This window comes from Enterobacter cloacae complex sp. ECL411 (assembly GCF_021869665.1).
Taxonomy (GTDB): domain Bacteria; phylum Pseudomonadota; class Gammaproteobacteria; order Enterobacterales; family Enterobacteriaceae; genus Enterobacter; species Enterobacter intestinihominis.
In genome coordinates this window covers 84,450-101,467 of the sequence record NZ_CP091488.1, presented here as the reverse complement: position 1 = coordinate 101,467, position 17,018 = coordinate 84,450, and the positions used below count along the sequence as shown (strand labels likewise).

19 protein-coding genes are annotated in these 17,018 nt (G+C 56.4%); all 19 read right to left on the bottom strand.

All coding sequences use genetic code 11. The features are described from left to right. Positions 1-2 precede the first annotated feature (2 nt). The gene (gene traG / locus L3069_RS25145; RefSeq protein WP_236901928.1) at positions 3-3,422 is read right to left on the bottom strand and encodes a conjugal transfer mating-pair stabilization protein TraG; all 3,420 of its coding nucleotides are present in this window, start codon (positions 3,420-3,422) and stop codon (positions 3-5) included. Continuing rightward, the gene (traH, locus tag L3069_RS25140; RefSeq protein ID WP_200928197.1) at positions 3,422-4,786 is read right to left on the bottom strand and encodes a conjugal transfer pilus assembly protein TraH; all 1,365 of its coding nucleotides are present in this window, start codon (positions 4,784-4,786) and stop codon (positions 3,422-3,424) included. The genes traG and traH overlap by 1 nt, the downstream gene beginning before the upstream one ends. Further along, positions 4,783-5,046 (bottom strand): hypothetical protein, encoded by a 264-nt coding sequence (locus L3069_RS25135; RefSeq protein ID WP_032656071.1) that lies wholly within the window; start codon positions 5,044-5,046, stop codon positions 4,783-4,785. Before L3069_RS25135 ends, traH begins: the two co-directional genes overlap by 4 nt. A 17-nt stretch (positions 5,047-5,063) precedes the next feature. Then, positions 5,064-5,675 (bottom strand): type-F conjugative transfer system pilin assembly thiol-disulfide isomerase TrbB, encoded by a 612-nt coding sequence (locus tag L3069_RS25130; protein WP_088545070.1) that lies wholly within the window; start codon positions 5,673-5,675, stop codon positions 5,064-5,066. Continuing rightward, a complete protein-coding gene (locus L3069_RS25125) occupies positions 5,665-5,883 on the bottom strand; it encodes a hypothetical protein (protein ID WP_088545071.1) in 219 nt (72 codons plus the stop codon). The genes L3069_RS25130 and L3069_RS25125 overlap by 11 nt, the downstream gene beginning before the upstream one ends. Positions 5,884-5,895: 12 nt before the next feature. Continuing rightward, positions 5,896-6,684, bottom strand: coding sequence for a type-F conjugative transfer system pilin assembly protein TraF (gene traF, locus L3069_RS25120; protein WP_088545072.1), 789 nt, complete (start codon positions 6,682-6,684; stop codon positions 5,896-5,898). After that, positions 6,685-8,541 (bottom strand): type-F conjugative transfer system mating-pair stabilization protein TraN, encoded by a 1,857-nt coding sequence (gene traN, locus L3069_RS25115; protein WP_236901927.1) that lies wholly within the window; start codon positions 8,539-8,541, stop codon positions 6,685-6,687. Further along, positions 8,538-9,161, bottom strand: coding sequence for a type-F conjugative transfer system pilin assembly protein TrbC (gene trbC, locus L3069_RS25110; protein WP_236901926.1), 624 nt, complete (start codon positions 9,159-9,161; stop codon positions 8,538-8,540). The genes traN and trbC overlap by 4 nt, the downstream gene beginning before the upstream one ends. Before the next feature lie 10 nt (positions 9,162-9,171). Beyond that, the gene (traU, locus tag L3069_RS25105; RefSeq protein WP_236901925.1) at positions 9,172-10,167 is read right to left on the bottom strand and encodes a conjugal transfer pilus assembly protein TraU; all 996 of its coding nucleotides are present in this window, start codon (positions 10,165-10,167) and stop codon (positions 9,172-9,174) included. Then, the gene (locus L3069_RS25100; protein WP_236901924.1) at positions 10,164-10,487 is read right to left on the bottom strand and encodes a hypothetical protein; all 324 of its coding nucleotides are present in this window, start codon (positions 10,485-10,487) and stop codon (positions 10,164-10,166) included. Before L3069_RS25100 ends, traU begins: the two co-directional genes overlap by 4 nt. Before the next feature lie 61 nt (positions 10,488-10,548). Continuing rightward, positions 10,549-10,764, bottom strand: coding sequence for a hypothetical protein (locus L3069_RS25095; RefSeq protein WP_200928241.1), 216 nt, complete (start codon positions 10,762-10,764; stop codon positions 10,549-10,551). A gap of 103 nt (positions 10,765-10,867) precedes the next feature. Beyond that, positions 10,868-11,902 carry a hypothetical protein gene (locus tag L3069_RS25090; protein WP_236901923.1) on the bottom strand — a complete coding sequence of 345 codons (1,035 nt, stop codon included), beginning with the start codon at positions 11,900-11,902 and terminating at the stop codon, positions 10,868-10,870. Then, positions 11,893-12,171, bottom strand: a complete 279-nt coding sequence (locus L3069_RS25085) for a hypothetical protein (protein ID WP_088545079.1) — start codon at positions 12,169-12,171, stop codon at positions 11,893-11,895. The genes L3069_RS25090 and L3069_RS25085 overlap by 10 nt, the downstream gene beginning before the upstream one ends. Next, positions 12,162-12,554, bottom strand: a complete 393-nt coding sequence (locus tag L3069_RS25080) for a hypothetical protein (protein ID WP_236901922.1) — start codon at positions 12,552-12,554, stop codon at positions 12,162-12,164. Before L3069_RS25080 ends, L3069_RS25085 begins: the two co-directional genes overlap by 10 nt. After that, positions 12,551-13,186, bottom strand: a complete 636-nt coding sequence (traW, locus tag L3069_RS25075) for a type-F conjugative transfer system protein TraW (RefSeq protein WP_088545081.1) — start codon at positions 13,184-13,186, stop codon at positions 12,551-12,553. The genes L3069_RS25080 and traW overlap by 4 nt, the downstream gene beginning before the upstream one ends. After that, positions 13,183-13,596 carry a type-F conjugative transfer system protein TrbI gene (gene trbI / locus L3069_RS25070; protein ID WP_088545120.1) on the bottom strand — a complete coding sequence of 138 codons (414 nt, stop codon included), beginning with the start codon at positions 13,594-13,596 and terminating at the stop codon, positions 13,183-13,185. The genes traW and trbI overlap by 4 nt, the downstream gene beginning before the upstream one ends. Further along, positions 13,593-16,199: a type IV secretion system protein TraC gene (traC, locus tag L3069_RS25065; RefSeq protein WP_088545082.1), complete on the bottom strand. Its 2,607-nt coding sequence runs from the start codon at positions 16,197-16,199 to the stop codon at positions 13,593-13,595. The genes trbI and traC overlap by 4 nt, the downstream gene beginning before the upstream one ends. Continuing rightward, entirely contained in the window at positions 16,196-16,372 is a 177-nt protein-coding gene (locus L3069_RS25060; RefSeq protein WP_176600604.1) for a hypothetical protein, read from the bottom strand. Before L3069_RS25060 ends, traC begins: the two co-directional genes overlap by 4 nt. Beyond that, positions 16,369-16,923: a type IV conjugative transfer system lipoprotein TraV gene (gene traV / locus L3069_RS25055; protein ID WP_088545083.1), complete on the bottom strand. Its 555-nt coding sequence runs from the start codon at positions 16,921-16,923 to the stop codon at positions 16,369-16,371. Before traV ends, L3069_RS25060 begins: the two co-directional genes overlap by 4 nt. Positions 16,924-17,018 lie beyond the last annotated feature (95 nt).

The following is a 17,018-nucleotide window of genomic DNA, read 5'->3' as shown; positions in this document are numbered from 1 at the left end:
TCCTACCCAGTTCTTTTCCTTAATTCCAGCAATTGACCTTCAAGTTTTCTTTTTTCTTCACCATCAACTACTGGCATTTGCTGATCGATCTCTGCCTCTTTCCTATGAATTTGGAAAGTGCTGTTCGCATTTAAACTCTCTCCTTTCAGGATATCACTGGATGTCTGAACAGTGGATTGTTTTTTACCAATTTCACCAGCAGATTCGTTGATTTTATGCTCATTTTCAGATCTTTGTTCCGCAACCCGGCGCTGTATATCATTTTGCGGTTCAAAACTCCGCCCTGACTGCTCGTGCAGTTTTGACTGATTTTCTTCGAATGCATCCTGCATAGTCGAACCCGATACCCGATTTCCGTCCACGGCGCCAGGGGTCCCGGTTTCAGTCATTCGGCTTCCGCTATGCTGAATCGTTTGTGACTCCAGCTCCTGCCCAGAATGACTGAATGTCCGATGTGAGGTTCCAGCCGAACCAGTGTGTTCCGCAGCCGCTGAATGTCTGCCATGTTCAATACCGCTGGCTGACGAAGCGTTGTTCCCTGTTCCAGTTTTCTGAATCGTCACAGCCTCGTGTTCACGGCTCAGTCCTGAATGGTTTGCATCCTGACGAGTGTATTCAACAGAGCTGTCTGGGATGTTCTCATCGCGATAAGAAGTGCCTGGTTGACTGACAACGCGCCTTTCAGCGATCGTTGATTGCTCACCACGATAGGTTTGTCCGCTTTCAGTATGCACTGAACCCGTAGTCTCCTGACCGGTTGATATGCCTCGTCCGGCTGGAAGGCTACTTTCCTCTGTAACCTGATGATTACCGGAAGAGCTACCACTCCTTATAGCCGCAGTACGTTCAGTTTCACTATTTGCTGAGCTGTACCGGACGCCATCATCATTCCGTACTGAGCCTGAATCCTGTTGCCCACCAGACCCACTGTGGACAATATGCTCACCACTGAATGCCGCATGTTCAGTACCACTGGCGAGGTCTGAGCGCGCCTGCTGATAATCACCGCTGATTTCAGGTTTCAGTCGTTCGTTTACAAACTCCATCGCTGCTTCACGCGCTGTCGGCGCACTGGTCAGCATGGACTGAGCCTTGTCACCATACTTATTAGCCGCCCAGTCAACGAACTCCTGACTGTAGTTCGTATCGAGGCTGGCACTCTGGTTCTGCGCCATCGTGGCCATACGGCTGAACTCATTACTCTGCGTTGAACTGGTAGTGTACTGATGGTACTGACTTTGAGCATCGTTGAGCGTAGCGGCAAATTGTTGAACGTTACTGTTTGCCGCATTCTCCGTATGATTCGAACCATCGCTTACCCGACTGCTGGTAACCATATCCATACCCTGACGGAAATCATTAACCGCCTGGCTGTTCTGGTCATGTCGCATATCCTGGGTATGTGAGCCTGAATCCTGAACCCCGCGTGAACTCCCCGTTGTATGGCGTGCATCCGCTGAAAGATTCCCTTCAGCCCCCCATTTAGCCACACCAATATTTATGCCACCACCAAGCGTAGTTTTTACGCCCGCAGAAAGGGAACCCTGATTACTGATATCCATCAGCTTGTTATAGGCTTCCTGCGTTGAGACGTTGTTCGCTTTCGCATAGTTTTCCGCTGCGGACATCATCATGCTGGCACCGCGCGAAGCATTGGTCGCCTTGCTGTTTTCACTGCCCTGGCTAATGCTGTCGCTGCTACCGGTCTGATGGGACAGTTGCGAAAGCTGTGACCACCCGCTGGTGACGCTGTGGTTGTAACCGTCGAGTGCCGTCTGGGCCTGTACCTGCGACTGCCGCGCCGACTCCTGGAATCCGCTGCTCGCCAGTTGGCTGAGTTTCATGTTCACCGGCAGGTTTGACATCGCACCGGAACCATCGATTACCGTATGGCCACCGGCAGTCTGGGTCTGAGTCGAACCATTATCCGCCTGCCATGTCTGCTGGCCCTGACGCTGCATCAGGTTGGTGTCCATCTTGTTCTGATTGACGTTATCCATCGACATGTTGTTAAACGACCAGTTGCCATCTGCCGTGGTTGCCGACACGCCGGCGGAGGTGAAGGCGGCCGAACTGAGTACGCTGCCTGCCACCTGTGAACCCATCGCCGCTGCCCCTTTCGTCAGGTAGAACGAAAGCAAGGGGATTGACAGTGAGAGATATCCGGCCAGGTTCGCCACATCAGAGTGCTGCAATGCCACCACATCCGTATTGGCCAGCACCAGTGCCGTGCCACCGGTTTTGGTCTGCAACCAGAAATTTGCGGCATAGTTCAGAATGGCAAACATGATCGGCCACATCTGGAAATAGATAAAACCACAGACATACAGCTTAAGCGTGTTCAGGCCAAACAGACTATGGTTGGACGCCGCCAGCGCTATCATCAGCGGGAACAGACACACCAGGATAAGCATCAGAAGCGACTGGGCAAACGGCAGTGTGCGGGTCGCCAGCTCATTACCGGCGGCCCAGCTGAGACGTTGCTTCGTTGCCGCGTTCTCGGTCGCCAGATTCAGCAGGTTCGCCGTATCGGAAGACCGTGCCGCAAACCCTTTCACCCCCTGCCGGACCGCGCTGTTGGTGATGTTGTTTTTCATGATTTGCGCCGCACTCATCCCGCCGGCATAGAAATACCCGTAGCTTTCACCCATCGCGTTAGCCAGAAGGGTCGCCCCGTTTACCTTGTTGCCGAAAATTTTATTGGTCAGCATGGTAAAGGTGGCACTGGCCGGATTTCCTTCCGTATTGGCCAGCGAGTTTATCTGTGCAGCCGCCTGCTGGCAGGTCAGAAACTGACGGGTCGAATCAGTGGTTTTGAATATCCCGCGCAGCGGACTCGGGTTACTGGTGATAAGCCCCAGCGGATCAGTGGAGTTCAGCAGCTGGTTCACGGTGTATTTGTGATTCAGCAAAATGTCGCCAATCACGCAGTTCTCCACGTAATCCGGCAACATCTGGGCCAGCTCCGGGTTCTGCGTGGTGAAGTCACTGGTTTCCGCCACTATCTGTGAGCCAAACAGCATCCCGCTCTTGCTGTAGGTCACCGAATCGGGTCTGGCCATCAGCATGTCATACGTCGACGCCATCTTGTACCCGATACTGGTGGTCAGTGAGGCAATGGCCGCCAGTCCCACTGGCACATTATCGGTTTTCCAGACCGCTGCCGGGTCTGACAGGTCGATAATCTGCACGGAACGTTTTGGAACCAGCAGGACAGACGTCAGGACCATGAAGATAGCCAGCCACTGCACCATCACCATCGGGTTACGTTGTTTGATAAAGGCAAACAGGGCGGCCAGCACCCCAAAGGTGCCGGCAATACGTAACAGTGTACTGAACGTGTTCATACCCAACAGGGTGACAACGGCGTCCAGCGCCGTTTTCCACATCCCCCCGCCATAGATGGTGTATATCTCAAGCATCAGCGATCACCCCAGTGATAGTTGCTCTGATAAGAGCCTGAAACGATGGTGGATACCTGCTGTTGCAGGTACTGCATGTTACGGTCGATGCCATCAAGCGCGTTCTGGTCAGCAGCAGACTGGAGTTTCATGTCAGCCAGCAAGCCCTGGGCATGTATGACGTTGTCGCGCAGTTTCGCGGCAGCCTCTTCCGGGAAGTTTTTGCCGGCAAGCGACAGACTTGCCTGTTTAACCAGTTCCTGGAGGTACTGGATCATCAGGTCCTGCGCGATGAAGTCAGCCACCTGCAACAGATAGGTCGCGCTCATCCCCATACTCTGTGCGTTGGTCAGGTATTTCAGGACGGGCACCGACGTGGTGTTTACAAACCCTTTTTCCTGATCGGACAGCGCATTGTCATCGACAAGTTTGTTTTGCATCGACAGCATCAGGTTTTTGACCAGCGTCACGAGCGCATTGGATTCGCTGATGGTCAGGTTCACGACAACCGGCGTGAGGCAGAGTGTGGCTTCATCACAGCCGTACACCTTCGCTGTTCCGCCCCGCATCAGCACCTTAATCAGATCCCGGTTATCGACCAGCGGCGTCAGAATGGTGACGTCGCCGTCCTTGTTGAAGATGATTGAGCCGACCGTGCTCATCACCAGCTCCTTCAGAGCCCGGTCATTGCCCAACAGGCCGTTTTTACTCAGCGTGTCCCAGATCAGGTTTTTGTTTTTCAGCACCTGGTCTTTTTCATCGTCACCGGCCTTGCTTGTCACCTTGTCACTCTGCCCACCCACGGTACAGCCCTGACGGGACGCGGCCCAGTCAGCAAACATATTGGTTTCACCCGAGATGTCCTGACAGATTTTCTGCTGCGACACCTGTGTGACCGGCCACAACCCGCCGATAATGCCCTGTGCCGCCTGACACGAACTCATGTTCATACTGTTCACATCGTTGGCCAGCTTTTGCAGAAAATCTTTCGCCTGCTTCAGTTCCGGCACCATCGTCTGGAGAGCCAGGTCAAAGGCGTAGCCGGCGGCGTTACTCATGATTTGTTTAACAAACCGCTGAATTTCTTCCCCGCTGATCATACTGAACGACCCCAGATAGGCATCGATACCGCCGCAGCCGGCGTTCAGGGAGGGCAACTGCATGGAGATGAGCTGGACGTTTTTGACGGGGTTTCGCAGATAGACAGAACCACCCGAGAAGTAACCTGCCGCCTGTCCCTGCCAGGCCTGAGCCTGGGAGACGTTGCCGCTGTAGCCGAGACTGCCAAAGAAGCCGTTCAGGTCGCCGTTGACATCAGCCTGCGCCGGCAGCGCAGCCAGACCGGCAAAAAAGACAGTGCCTGCTGTTATCAGTGCCTTAATCATGCGATCTCCTCACGGGGTTTCCGGGACAGGGTCAGGCGGCAGATGTACAACCCTGTGGCAGTGAAAAAGAAGCCGACACTCAGCGAAATGAGCAGCAGCACCGGCACGTCCTGAAGGTAAAGGGTCATTTCCGGGCGGGACAGTGCGCTGACCACGCGATGGGCCAGCGTCCCGTAAAACGCGGCAGATACCAGCAACGTCATGCTGAACAGCAGCCACACGCGCTCGGCACGCGATAATGCATACGATGTTGTATTCATGTTGAAGTCCGGTTGTCTTACTGAGGGGTGACCTGCGCACTTGCCGGCATCGGCGGCAGCGATTTCGGGTCAACGTTATCCAGGTCGGCCTGAATCAGGCTGGCCATACGGCTTTCAAGCGTGGGGATTTCCATCACCCCCTGCGTCAGCGGGTACGCCTTCAGGGTGTTGACGTTGACCACGAAGGCGGTCGGCGTGGCGATGGGCAGACCGTTGCCGAAGAACGTGACGATTTCATCGGCTATCGGTGAATTCGGGTCCGTTTTGCGGGGGATCATCGGGGTCGGGAAAGAGCCGTCCCCGCCACCGTCCAGGGTGTAGGGGTACACCCGGATATCGTGCTGATCGGCCCAGCCCTTCAGTAACGGGTCAAACTTCGCGCTGTACTGGCAGTGGGCCTGCATAAAGAGCACCACCGCATAATCCTTCATGTTTGCCTGGCGACCGTCCGGCAGTGACATCAGGTTCACCGGTGCAGGTGCCGGGATGGCCGATGCGGTCATGGCAGCATCGTGAGCCGGTGCTGTCGTCTTCGCCGCTTCCAGCAACGCCAGTTCTTCACGAATTCCGGCTTGTGCGAGCAGCGGCATGGCAATCAGCAGGGCGGTGAGTCCGGATTTAATGCTCATGATCGGCCTCCTTGTGATCCTGCTTTGCGTCATGACGGAACCAGCGATATCCGGCATACATCAGCATCCCGGCCGCTCCCATCCAGAGTCCGTTGCATAACCAGAGCAACCCCTGCTGGGTATGTTCAACTGACAGGGTCATCAGCTCACTCAGTACGCGCGCCATCGTGCCCCAGAAAAACAGTCCTGCGAAAAGATTAACGTTCATGGTTTGATTACCTTATGAATTCGGTTTAAAGCCGGTGGCCACGTTCAGGAATCGCTTCGACAGATCATCCTGGGTCATGAAGCCGTAGGACAGGGCACGGTAGTTTTTGCTGGTCGGGTCGACCAGGAAGAGTGCCGGGAAGTGCGAGATATTCATCGAACGTGACTGTCCGGTGTCCGGACGACTCTGTGGCAGACTGGCCGCCACCTGCCCGTCGACCGAAACCGGGATAAGCGAAATACCGTTGGTTTTTGCAAAGTCGGCCACCACGCCGGCCATCTGCACATCAATCGGGTCACTGCCCCGGTAGAAATAAAACAGACCGTACTGATGCGCCAGCTGCGTCACCGCGTTCTGCCGCGACTGCTGGTCACGCGTCTGCACAAACGGCGCCATGCTGTTGTAGTGCGGGTACTCCAGGTTGTAGTCGAGATCCGGGTGGCTCAGCTGCGCTGCCGCAAAGGACTGGCTGAACATCGACCCCCGGTCGGTCCAGAACTTCTGCCAGCGCAGGAACGTTGCCGTATTCTCTTTCGTCGGGTACAGGATGGCGCGGTTAAGCGCCTCCATCGTGTACCCGCGCAGCACCTTTGCCTGTTCCTGCGCGGACAGCTTACTCATATCCGGAACCGACTGCGGCGCGGGCTGCTGTGGCTTTTTGGGCAATTCAGCGGGCTTTTTCGGTTCGTTGTACCAGGCCCAGCCGGTAAACGGATCAGCCGGTGTCACTATCTCTTCAGCCAGGGCTGACTGACCGGCAAAGGCCAGCAACAGCCCCCAGAGGACACATTTTCGTTTCATTTACTTACCCCCCTGCTGGTTCACCTGGGCGGCGATACGATCCTTGATTTGTTTCACCTGCGTACTGGTGTCAGGCACTTTCTGGTTGTTCATCAAATCTTCGTAGAAGTCCGCGAAGTTGATTTTGTCGAAGTCGATGCTCTGCAGTTCCGGCACCGTGATCCCCCGGCAGTCAGGACTGCTGCCGCTGCCAAACTTCACGCCCAGCTGGTCACGACGCCCCTGCTCCTGAATGATGCGGGCGAGTTTGCCGTCAAAGACGCAGTAAACATGGCTGGTCTGGAGACATACGCCGGCAACCTGACGATCGCAGCGGTCACCCACACTGACGGTAATCTTCTTGGCTTTCGCCTTGCCGATGGCCATCTCATCATCGTTACAGGCCGATAATCCGGTGTCCTGTCCCCAGCCAGAGTCCTTACAACAGTTAGAGAATCCCGCGAAAGCTTTACGACAGCTCATCGCCTTACCGGTAAAGGCTCTGACGTTAATGGTGGAGTTCTGGTCCCTGACGTCTTCAGCAGCAGAGGCCAGGCCAGCGAGTTTGGCCACGGCAGTGTCAAACCCGTTATCCCCCGCCCCGTTGGTGTCGTCGCAGTCCCCTGACTTACAGATATACTGGCCACCGCAGACCAGGCCCGTGGACGAATGCACCGTCTGGCACTGATAGATGTAGTCTTTATGAGAACAGGTGCCGTCAATGTACTCAGAGCAGGTTTCACTCGCTTTGGTACAGGCAGCGTTGCTGGTCAGTGAGGCACAGGTGCCGGTCGTGTTCTCGCTGACCAGGTACGTATCGGTGTACTGCCAGCAGTCGCTGTGAACCGTCTGCGTGACACCATCAACAACCACCTGCCGGTCACCGCCTTTGATAGTGCAGACCGAGCCGGTTTTCTTTCCACCCGGGCTGTCCGGACAGACTGACGGGGTCGTCGTCGACGGGACCCAGACTTTCACCGTTGTCACGATGGTGATTGTCGCCGTGATTTTGGCGAGGCCATCATTGTTGGGGTATTTTGACGACATGACCGACATCATCATCTGGTCTATATAGTCAGAAACATCATTTGTCAGTGTCCCGCGCAGCATCCCGTCAGCCGGGACAACCTGCTGGGCCACATCCACATCAAATGTGTTATTCACATTTTTCAGCGTCTTCGACGTGCCGTAGAACGTCAGTTTCGAGCTAAAAAACGGGTTTCCGGCGCTGCTTTTTTGCGATGTGGTGATTGAACCTTCCAGCATGGTGGCCCCCGGTTCATCCAGCGGCAGCGCAAATCCAAGCGTGTTGTCATCGATTTTCGTAAAGACCAGCGTCGCCGGCGAGATGACCACAGTTTTCGTGGACACCTGATTCTCATAATGGCCGGTAATTTGTGTGTCGCGGGTACAGGTCTTTGATACAGCCACATCGGCGCTACAGGAGTAGTTATCAAACGTCGATTTTGACACGGTCGTCTGTGTACACTGCTGGCTGCTGCCATCCATGATCCCGTCAGCCGTGCCCTCCGCATTCTTGCCGATGGTGATAAAAGGGGCCTTCGGATCAATGGCGGGTGCCGGGTTTGTCGTACCGGACGAGATAACCGACTGCGCGGCATCATTGCCCTGAAGGGCCGCCTGACCTTTGTTTGCCAGCCCGCCGTCCCCGCCACTCACGCCACCGTAATACCCTTTCTCCGGCGGGTTCGCGGTATAGCCCGGAATGGCACTGGTGACCGTACCGGGATTTTTCAGGGTGTCTGTCCCGCTGGATGCACTGCCTTTGCCAAAACTTGCCCCCGCATCAAAGGCCGGATCAGCAGCACCGGCCAGGAGCGGAAACAAGATCAGCAGGGTGAAAAGTGACTTTCTCATCGTGCAGCCTCCAGTAACTGGCGGGCCGTTGCGGCACAGTCACCGCTTTCCGCCACTTTTTCCAGCGCCTCCTTCAGGGGCAGACTGCCCCTGATAACGTCATACCGGCCCGGGCAGGTCACCACCAGGGCTGGCACTGTGGTGATGTGGTACTGACTGAACAGGGTTGGATCGATTTGCACACCGGCATCCTTGTCTTCCTTGTTCAGCTCAAACATGAGCGCCGCCGTCTGGCGCATATCGTTATTGACCAGACCGCGTAACGTGGGCGGAATGTTGTATCGGCGCGCATCTTTCAGCATGGGCAGAAGGCCTTCACGTGGTATACCGAGGCTCACAAAATAGATGGCCGGGAACGTGTCTTTGTCACCCATCGTGGTGGACTGCGCCGCGATATTGCCCTGGAGGCGGTTAATCAGGTCCTGCTGCGCCTGCGGTAAGACAGGCAGCCCTGCGCCCGGGTCAGGCATTCCTTCTTTCATCGCTGCCAGTGCGTCCTGCTGTCCTTTGATCCAGTTACGGTCCGTAACGGAGGTCTCTGTCTGGGCACTTGCCAGCACCTGAGACGCAAAGCCTGCCAGGACGCTGAGCATCAGCGCCCGGAAATAAGCGGTTTTCATTGTCATGTCCTTAAAGGAAGACGCAGTTTCGTTTGCGCCAGAAGAGGTAGCCGAAGTTCTTTTTGGAGGACGGGGAGTTGTGCTTCATGCCCCAGGTCTGGGTGATAGCCCCGAACGGGTGGCAGTTGGTTGCCTCGGGGTACATGTTCACCATCTGATATCGCCACCGGTCTTTGGGAATAATGGGTGACGGGTACTGGTTACAGACGGCGTTATCGGCTCCGACAGAGTTCCAGACCAGTCCCTCGCGGTGCATCTTGAACGCCATCCTTTCCCCGACCAGCAAGGAGGTTTCCAGCGGTGAGAATTCACCACTGGTGTAACCGGTCAGCGGGTACATTGTCCCCTGACTACCGGCACACCAGAACAGCGGAGCGAGCGACATACCTGCCGCACTGGCCACCGCGTCGGCCGCACAGGCGGCCTGAGCCACAACATTCCCGAACAGTGCCGCTTCAGGGTTAATCAGCATCGAGAGCGTACTGTCATTCCACAGAGGGTCAACTTCAGAGAGGTAAGCGATGTCCATATCGCCGGTCTGCAGGCAACCCAGGCTGGTGATAATGTTGAGCCAGAAGATCAGCGGGTATTTGTACCAGTGAACGTGGTAAAACGCGCCGGCTGCGGGCCGGTCACTCTGACCTGACGTCCCTGTGCCCGTCCGCCCCAGGTCGATTTTAAATCCCCCCATATTCACCATCACACCCGGCTCACGGGTCACATCCACCATCGCCATCGGCTCCCAGAACCCAATGGCCAGACCAACGCGGTACAGGACCCCCACCGGACATATCTGGAAGGGGGAGGATGGGTTAGCGGTATCTTTCTGCGGACCGGAGGCGAGCTGGATATTGCCGAGTGTCATCGGGAACAGGCATTTCCAGCAGACATCCGTTATCGGGTTGACCCAGCGACCGTCTCCGGCGTTGCTGGCGGCGGTTGCCTGCGTGGGGGACCAGGACAGTAATATCAGCAGAATGCCGGCAAGCCATGAAAAGTGCTTCATTTCACCTCCCGCAGCCAGATACAGACCGGGCCGTCTTCCGTGTCATGAATGGAGCCGATAAACCAGCCATCGCCCGCAGGCGCTGAGGGTTGCCAGGCACTGATATCCGCCGCGCCCTTTTCCCAGGCCGCAATCACCTGAGGAGGGGCATCGTTTTCCATCCAGCGGGTGGCACAGGTCAGGTTGTGACGGTGCATCCAGTCGCCAAATTCAGCCCGGGTGGCCTCATCACTGGCTGGCGTAAAGTAGTGGGGGTGCGTCCAGAAGCCGTTGCGGTCACGGGTAACCGTCACCGGCCCGATATATTCAGGATGTGTCATGGGGTATCTCCGGGAGTGCCGCAGCCACCGGACGGCGGGAGGGCCAGTTAAAACAGAAAGGTCAGTGTGTTTCGGGCTTAGTCGCGGCTTTCATTACGATCGTTAGCCGTTGTTCTTTGCTCATGTCCTCAAGGGCTAGCAGGCCAGCCCGCAAGACGAGCGAGGGATAATAAAGGGGATTCTCTGCAAGAATGGCATTGAGCCGTAATGCCGATTTTTCATCATGACGAACGGCTGTAACATTCCGGCCCTTTTCAGCATCAGGGTCTTTTTTCATGGTGTTACCTTGTCGGGGTTAATCGGAAACCGTGAGAACATTCAGGCTGAGGCGGAGCGCAACGCAGTGAGCACCGAACATCCTGGATGGCCGCACGGTTGAATCAGTGAGGTTTAAGGGTACGCGTGACGATAAAGGCATAACCGTTGTCATCATCGTAGTCCGCGCCATGAGCCTCCCCGGCGGAAATGCGTTCAGCAGCAGCATTCAGATACAGGGTTAACATCTCTGTTGAGCGCGGAGACGTTATCTGCGCGAAGACCGCCACAACCCGCTTTTCTTCGTCCTGTGGTACAGCAATCATCCTCGTCAGCGCCTCCGGTACGTTCCGGCCAGCAACCTCAGAAAAGAACCCCGGAGGCGTAGTGCACAACTGACGCTCCAGTGTCACCTGAAGGCCCGGGCTTGTTACCGGTACATCGCTGAGTTCAGGCATATTGTCGTTTTCAGGAAACGGCGTGTGACTCACCCTGTTCACAGCCTCATTCAGACCGCGGACCAGATCACGGGTGATGACCAACGTATCAGACGTCACGATGATGCTCACCTGCCTGACGGGCCACATCTGTTTTTGCCAGTCGGTCAGCCTGGTGGAGTTTTCATCCTGACTGCGGGTGATATACCATCCTTCCCGCTCACTGCCCCAGATAAGCATGTTCAGCCATTCCACAGCGGAGCCATTTCTCATAGCGTCATCAATACTGTCATTCAGTGCCTGTTCTGAGAGAAGGGGGGTCATATAACGGTGGCGAACGCTGGTCACTTTTCGGCTGATGTCGCGTCTGTCTGCATTTGCCAGCCGTGTGCAGCGTGACGCATCCTGCGTCAGTTCGTAACCTGCCGAAAACAGTGCTTTTTCCATCTCGGCGAGCATCACCTGGTAATAGTTCTGGTTAGCAAAGTCATGCACAGCAGATGCATGACGGGCATTACCAAATTGTGCCGGCGGGACGGGTATTCCTGGTCTGGCTTCCCGGGTCCGCCGTACACGTCTCGCCTCTGCCAGGTATTGGATCACCAGCCAGCCGACCAGTAAAATAATCAACACCAGAAAGCCACTCAGCCCCTGCCCTATACTCAGGCAGGAAAACACACCCTGCAGCCCGTCCGGACGGGTTAAACAGCTGATTAGCGCCATACGTTCATCTCCTCCATTCTGTTACGGATAAGACTGACGAGATACAGGGGAAACGCCTCATCACGTTGTTCTGGTACCGCCGACACCAGACTGTTCTGCGCACACCAGTGATGCCAGGCACCGGCGATCAGCTCGGGTTGCCACGATTCGATTTCAGGGTACAGCTGACAGAGTTGATTCACGGCGTTGTCATTGCCTTTAGTATCCGTATTGTGGTCTGTCATGTGCTGAGGTACAGACTGCACCGCGGCATTGTGTTTCAGTGACATTCCGCGTTCTCCTGCCCTTCGCCTGCGAACAACCTGTCGAGACGCTCAGAAAGCGACATCGTCTGGCCCTTTTTACGTTTCGCACCGTCTTCTGCCCGCATGTTCTCCAGCAGAAGATGAATGATGAAGTCAGGGAATCTTTCATCGCGTGTTTCCGGCTCCTGAGTATCCAGCTGGTTCTGTCCGCACCAGTGAAGCCATGCTTTAGTCACCAATACCGGATGCCAGCCGTCAATTTCGGGGTACAGCGCCTTGAGCCGTTCAGCGGTTCCGCTGCGGGTCACGGTCGCTGGCGTTTTTCGGTCCTTTTTTTGGGGATGGCGTGGTGCGGATACCGCGTTACGGAGAGTGGGAAATAGGTCACCTAACGTAGTTGCTGTCATTTTTTTGCTCCTGATACCGGAATTTCTTCCACCTTCATCACACGGCCATCACGCGAAATCCGTGCCGGGATGTGTTCAAAACCAAACTTACGGGTCAGTACGCCAGACTGGTCAAAGTAGATACGCTCATTCAGGGCATTGCTGCTGTCCCTGATGTTGCCTTTCACCAGGATCACCTTAAAGTCTGTTTGCCCGGCGATTTGCTGCCGGATCCAGTTCACCTGCTCCCTGTCATCACCGTCGATGAAATAGAGCACCTGGCTGAAAGGCACCTTATCCAGCGGGTTGACCGTGTCACCCTTACGGGCAATCACGTTGCCCTGCATATCGGTAATGGTCTCTTTTACGGTGAAAGTCGGGTCCCAGACGAAGCTGCGGTAGGTCACGGCCTTACTGAGTCCTTCAACCGGGGTCGGGCGAACCGCGTGTTCTTTTACCCGCGCGGTTGCCTCCTCCCGTAACCGGTCAAGTTCACCGCTCTGCTCCATTCCCTTCAGGCGGTTCTGGATAAAGGTCAGCATGTCCTGTTCGGCAGGTTCGAACACGTTGCCCCAGGTCCCGAGATCTTTGGCACCACTGGCAGCAGAGAGCGTCAGCAGTATCAGAGCCGTCAGCTGAAGTCGTTTTTTCACATGCCCCCCTGGGTGCGCCGGGCAATGTCGGCGCGGATTTCATCGGTGATATCACGCTGAGGGCTCATCACTGCCGGTTTCACCAGGATGATGGCATTATGTGAAGCCTGCCATTCGCCCAGACTGGTCGTCAGTGCCGCGTTGAAGCGGGCCGTCAGGGCTTTCGCCCTGCCCTCATCAAGCTGTAACTGCGATGACTGCTGCATGAAGAGGTCAACCGTCCCTTTCATGTCAAACACCACAACTTCCGGGGTGACGGCCTTCGCCGTCACATACGCCACGCCGGTCATGGCCAGCAGTCCCGCCAGTCCCAGCAGCCCCCCTTTAAGCCAGCGGGATGTTTTGCTGGCCATCGTCACACCGTCCCGGACGGCATCGCCGTCATACGGCTTTTCGTTTTGTTCACTCATGCTGCGTTCACCCACTCTTCAAGTTCCCGAAGTTCACCGCCAAATTTCTTCTCCGCCAGCAGATATGCCGCCTCTTCCGCCGTGGCTCCGGCTTTCTGCGCGTTCTGCATATAGGCGAAATCCTCACCGCGCGAGCTGAACATGGCACGCGTGACGGGGTCGACAAACAGACGATGGAAGGAGCTGTATTCACCGGCGCTTATCAGCAGGGAGCTGTAGCCGGTTTGCAGGGCGGGCTGGAAGCCACGGATAACTTCTTTTTCCATGTCCGAGAACTGATCCGGGTTATCGGCAAGGTACTGTTTAAAGGCCCTTGCATCCTGCAGCAGGGTGATTTTGGTGGAGCTGTTGTTCCAGGCGGCTTCTGCTTCCTTGCTGGCGCTGAAGTCCTTGATGCCCTGGGTGATGGTGATAAACGCGCCCCGGTGGCGGCGCACGGTACGGTAGCCGGTTTCGATAAACCGTGCCGCGTGCGGGTTGGAGCCACCCAGCAGACGCCAGGCCTCGTCGATGATGCAGACTTTTTTGAGGTCGCGCGGGCTGTGGTACATCTTTTCCTGTATCGCCAGAATGAGCGAGAACAGGATGGACGAGAGCAGCTTCGGCTTGTCTTCCAGGCTCAGCAGCTCCAGCACCGCAAAGCGGGTTTCGCCATCGAGGGTCGGGTTGTCCGCATTGAAGTATTCGCCATCCGGCCCCCAGGTGCAGTAGGTATCGAGCAGCATGGCCAGCTCAGCGAGACGCGCGATAATCGTCGGTTTGTCCGCAAAGGCTGTATTGACCTCTTCACTGGTCAGGTAGCGATGAACATCATCGATACGCGCCTTGTGTTCTTTTTTCTCCCACGCATCCATGACCGCTTTTTGCAGGATGGCTTCACACACCCCATCCAGTGGCTGCGTCGGACTGGCCAGCACCGTCAACAGACGAACAATCCCTTCAGCAGAGTGTTTGATGTCCCGGACGTTAGCAAACGGGTTAAAGCGCAGCTGCGCCCCGTCGAGGTAGACCCCGCCGGCCTGGTGGCAGTAGTTCTTGTAGCTGTCCCCCATGTCAATGACCCAGGCATACCCATTGGCGTTGAGTACATCGCGCAGGACCCCCTGCGTCAGGAACGATTTACCGGCCCCCGAGGTGCCAGTGACGGCAATGTTGAAGTTGGTACTGCCGTTCTCTTCACCAAACATATCGAAGAAGGCCACCTGGTTGCGGTAGGTTGGCAGTGGCATTCCCACGTTCGACAGCTGGCGTTCTGCCACCACCGGCATCAGGCTCACCGCGTTCCAGGATTTGGCGCGAAGCGTAGCCCCGGTCATCTTCAGGTCTTCCCACATCCCTTCCTGCATGACGAACGGGAAGCCGGCCAGCCAGTTACGCATCTGCTGGTACTGTATCGTCACCATCTCCAGCTCGTTCTTGCGGAACACGTTGACGGCGGCCAGCTCGCAGGCCTGGGCATCGGTGTTGTTATCCGGCGCGAACAGGGTCAGATTGAAGTAGGTGTTGCAGAGCGCGATTTCGTTGCTGTTCAGCTGTTCGCGGGTGCGTCGCCATTCGTCTGCGGCTTTTTTGGTGCCGGGGAACAGTGCGGCGTAAGCTGAATTCGCTTTTTTTGACAGGTCCGTGTCTTTACGGAAGGCCTCACTCTGACTTTTGGTCTGTTCTTCCAGCTCCGTCGTCCAGGTCAGCATGAACGGACAGGGAATGCCGAGGTCGGGGAAACGCAGATTTTGCAGGTTGTCAGCCCCCTGCCAGAGAGCAAAGCGGCGCGGGTTCTTGCTGAGCTGCATGTTAATGATGCGACAGGCTGATGCCGGCAGGCGCGTCCCGCGCGTATCGATGCTTTCCGGCAACGCCATACGGATATGCGATGGATGAACCTTAAGGTCAATCCCCGGATCAACCACCTGGCGGTTAAGCTTCTCATCCTCGTTGTAATCCCCGGAGGACATCAACACCTGCTCCTGCCGGTAGTTCATCTGTTCACGTACCGCAGACAGGAAGGCGTTCACATCGGTGTTTATACTGTCGATACGCGCAGCTCCCAGTGAGACGCGGATGGTGTTGCGTATCTGAATCAGGTCATCAATTATCCGCTGCGTCTGGGAGGCGCGCTTCAGTGATTCTCCGTAGACAATAAAGATGCGGTAGTTACGCAGGTAGAGCGGGTATTCACGTTCGTTGGCCAAACCGTGAAGCGCCGAGCGCTGCCAGAATGCACGGGTGATTTTATTGAGGTGTTCGGCCATCTGACCTTTCCACATATCACCGCTCACCCCGCGATCGATACGCTCTCCTACACACTTGCTGGCCAGCAGAATAACGGTCAACGGCGTTTTACGGGGCAGTTTCTTGCGCAGCATGTCGTCGAGCGCGGCCATCACCTGCTCATTCGCACCGGGCAGTGGCGCGGCTTCCATAATGAAGCCTGCCGAACCGGCGTTGACGAAAATCTCATTGGTGTCGTCGTAATACCGGTACGGTAGTGCGGCGACCAGGGACGGGTAGTCCCAGGTCTGGGAAAGGTTGTTACGGGCCGTTGCCGCACCGTCTTCCTCTTTCCCGTTTTTCAGCATCCCCATCAGACTGTCGACAAAACTCATTTTCGGCCCTCCGCTGCGGCCCGGATCAACTCCAGGCGGCGCAGCCGCTCATCTTCCGACTGGCGAATAATGTGTTGCTCATTACCCCTGTTAACGTGCCAGTCACCCTGTAGACGCTCAATGACCACGCCCTCATCTTCCCGGGCGGTGGTGTCATTGCGGAAATCCGTCATTCGCCGCCCTCCCCGATAACGCGATAGCTCTCATCCCAGTGGGATTTGTTTTTCACAAACTCGACAACGGCGGGCTGATGAAAGTTGTCGTCCGTGTCCACCCAGGGTGCAATCCACAGGCGCTGCGTGGCGTCAGGGATGCGCTGAACCGGGACGCGGCCAGCGGTGTTGACCGGCACCGGCGTGGCATGACTGGTGGTGACCAGCGGCGTGACCAGTGAGCCGGATGTCTCCGCCTGGGCAGTCGCCAGCGGGCGAGGAGCAATTGGCTTAGCGGCGGCGGTTCCGGTTGCTGCGACGGAAACAGGACGCCACGGATTGACGCCCGGCGCTGTGTTACGCAGTGCCGGCAGGGTTTCACCCGCAGGCTTTTTTGTGGCTTTATCAGCCGTCAGGTCGTCCAGGCTTTTGCCCTGCGCGGCCAGTTTGTTGGCCTCTCCGGTCGTCAGGCACTGGTCGGTGGCGGTCTTGTTGCAGTCGAAATCAGAATTGAGACCGGCGCAGCCGGTCAGTGCGCTGCACAGCAGTGCAGCACCCAGTAGTTTTTTCATGGGGTAACTCCGGTGGTGTTTTTGGGGGTTATTGAACGGGAAGGCTCTGGTGCAAAATCAGCAGCGGTGGTCGCTTATGGGTTACAGATATAGCG

Excerpts from the sequence above, each read along its gene's own strand:
- traG (WP_236901928.1), bottom strand. The coding sequence starts at position 3,422 with ATGCTTGAGATATACACCATCTATGGCGGGGGGATGTGGAAAACGGCG.
- traH (WP_200928197.1), bottom strand. The coding sequence starts at position 4,786 with ATGATTAAGGCACTGATAACAGCAGGCACTGTCTTTTTTGCCGGTCTG.
- L3069_RS25135 (WP_032656071.1), bottom strand. The coding sequence starts at position 5,046 with ATGAATACAACATCGTATGCATTATCGCGTGCCGAGCGCGTGTGGCTG.
- L3069_RS25130 (WP_088545070.1), bottom strand. The coding sequence starts at position 5,675 with ATGAGCATTAAATCCGGACTCACCGCCCTGCTGATTGCCATGCCGCTG.
- L3069_RS25125 (WP_088545071.1), bottom strand. The coding sequence starts at position 5,883 with ATGAACGTTAATCTTTTCGCAGGACTGTTTTTCTGGGGCACGATGGCG.
- traF (WP_088545072.1), bottom strand. The coding sequence starts at position 6,684 with ATGAAACGAAAATGTGTCCTCTGGGGGCTGTTGCTGGCCTTTGCCGGT.
- traN (WP_236901927.1), bottom strand. The coding sequence starts at position 8,541 with ATGAGAAAGTCACTTTTCACCCTGCTGATCTTGTTTCCGCTCCTGGCC.
- trbC (WP_236901926.1), bottom strand. The coding sequence starts at position 9,161 with ATGAAAACCGCTTATTTCCGGGCGCTGATGCTCAGCGTCCTGGCAGGC.
- traU (WP_236901925.1), bottom strand. The coding sequence starts at position 10,167 with ATGAAGCACTTTTCATGGCTTGCCGGCATTCTGCTGATATTACTGTCC.
- L3069_RS25100 (WP_236901924.1), bottom strand. The coding sequence starts at position 10,487 with ATGACACATCCTGAATATATCGGGCCGGTGACGGTTACCCGTGACCGC.
- L3069_RS25095 (WP_200928241.1), bottom strand. The coding sequence starts at position 10,764 with ATGAAAAAAGACCCTGATGCTGAAAAGGGCCGGAATGTTACAGCCGTT.
- L3069_RS25090 (WP_236901923.1), bottom strand. The coding sequence starts at position 11,902 with ATGGCGCTAATCAGCTGTTTAACCCGTCCGGACGGGCTGCAGGGTGTG.
- L3069_RS25085 (WP_088545079.1), bottom strand. The coding sequence starts at position 12,171 with ATGTCACTGAAACACAATGCCGCGGTGCAGTCTGTACCTCAGCACATG.
- L3069_RS25080 (WP_236901922.1), bottom strand. The coding sequence starts at position 12,554 with ATGACAGCAACTACGTTAGGTGACCTATTTCCCACTCTCCGTAACGCG.
- trbI (WP_088545120.1), bottom strand. The coding sequence starts at position 13,596 with ATGAGTGAACAAAACGAAAAGCCGTATGACGGCGATGCCGTCCGGGAC.
- traC (WP_088545082.1), bottom strand. The coding sequence starts at position 16,199 with ATGAGTTTTGTCGACAGTCTGATGGGGATGCTGAAAAACGGGAAAGAG.
- L3069_RS25060 (WP_176600604.1), bottom strand. The coding sequence starts at position 16,372 with ATGACGGATTTCCGCAATGACACCACCGCCCGGGAAGATGAGGGCGTG.
- traV (WP_088545083.1), bottom strand. The coding sequence starts at position 16,923 with ATGAAAAAACTACTGGGTGCTGCACTGCTGTGCAGCGCACTGACCGGC.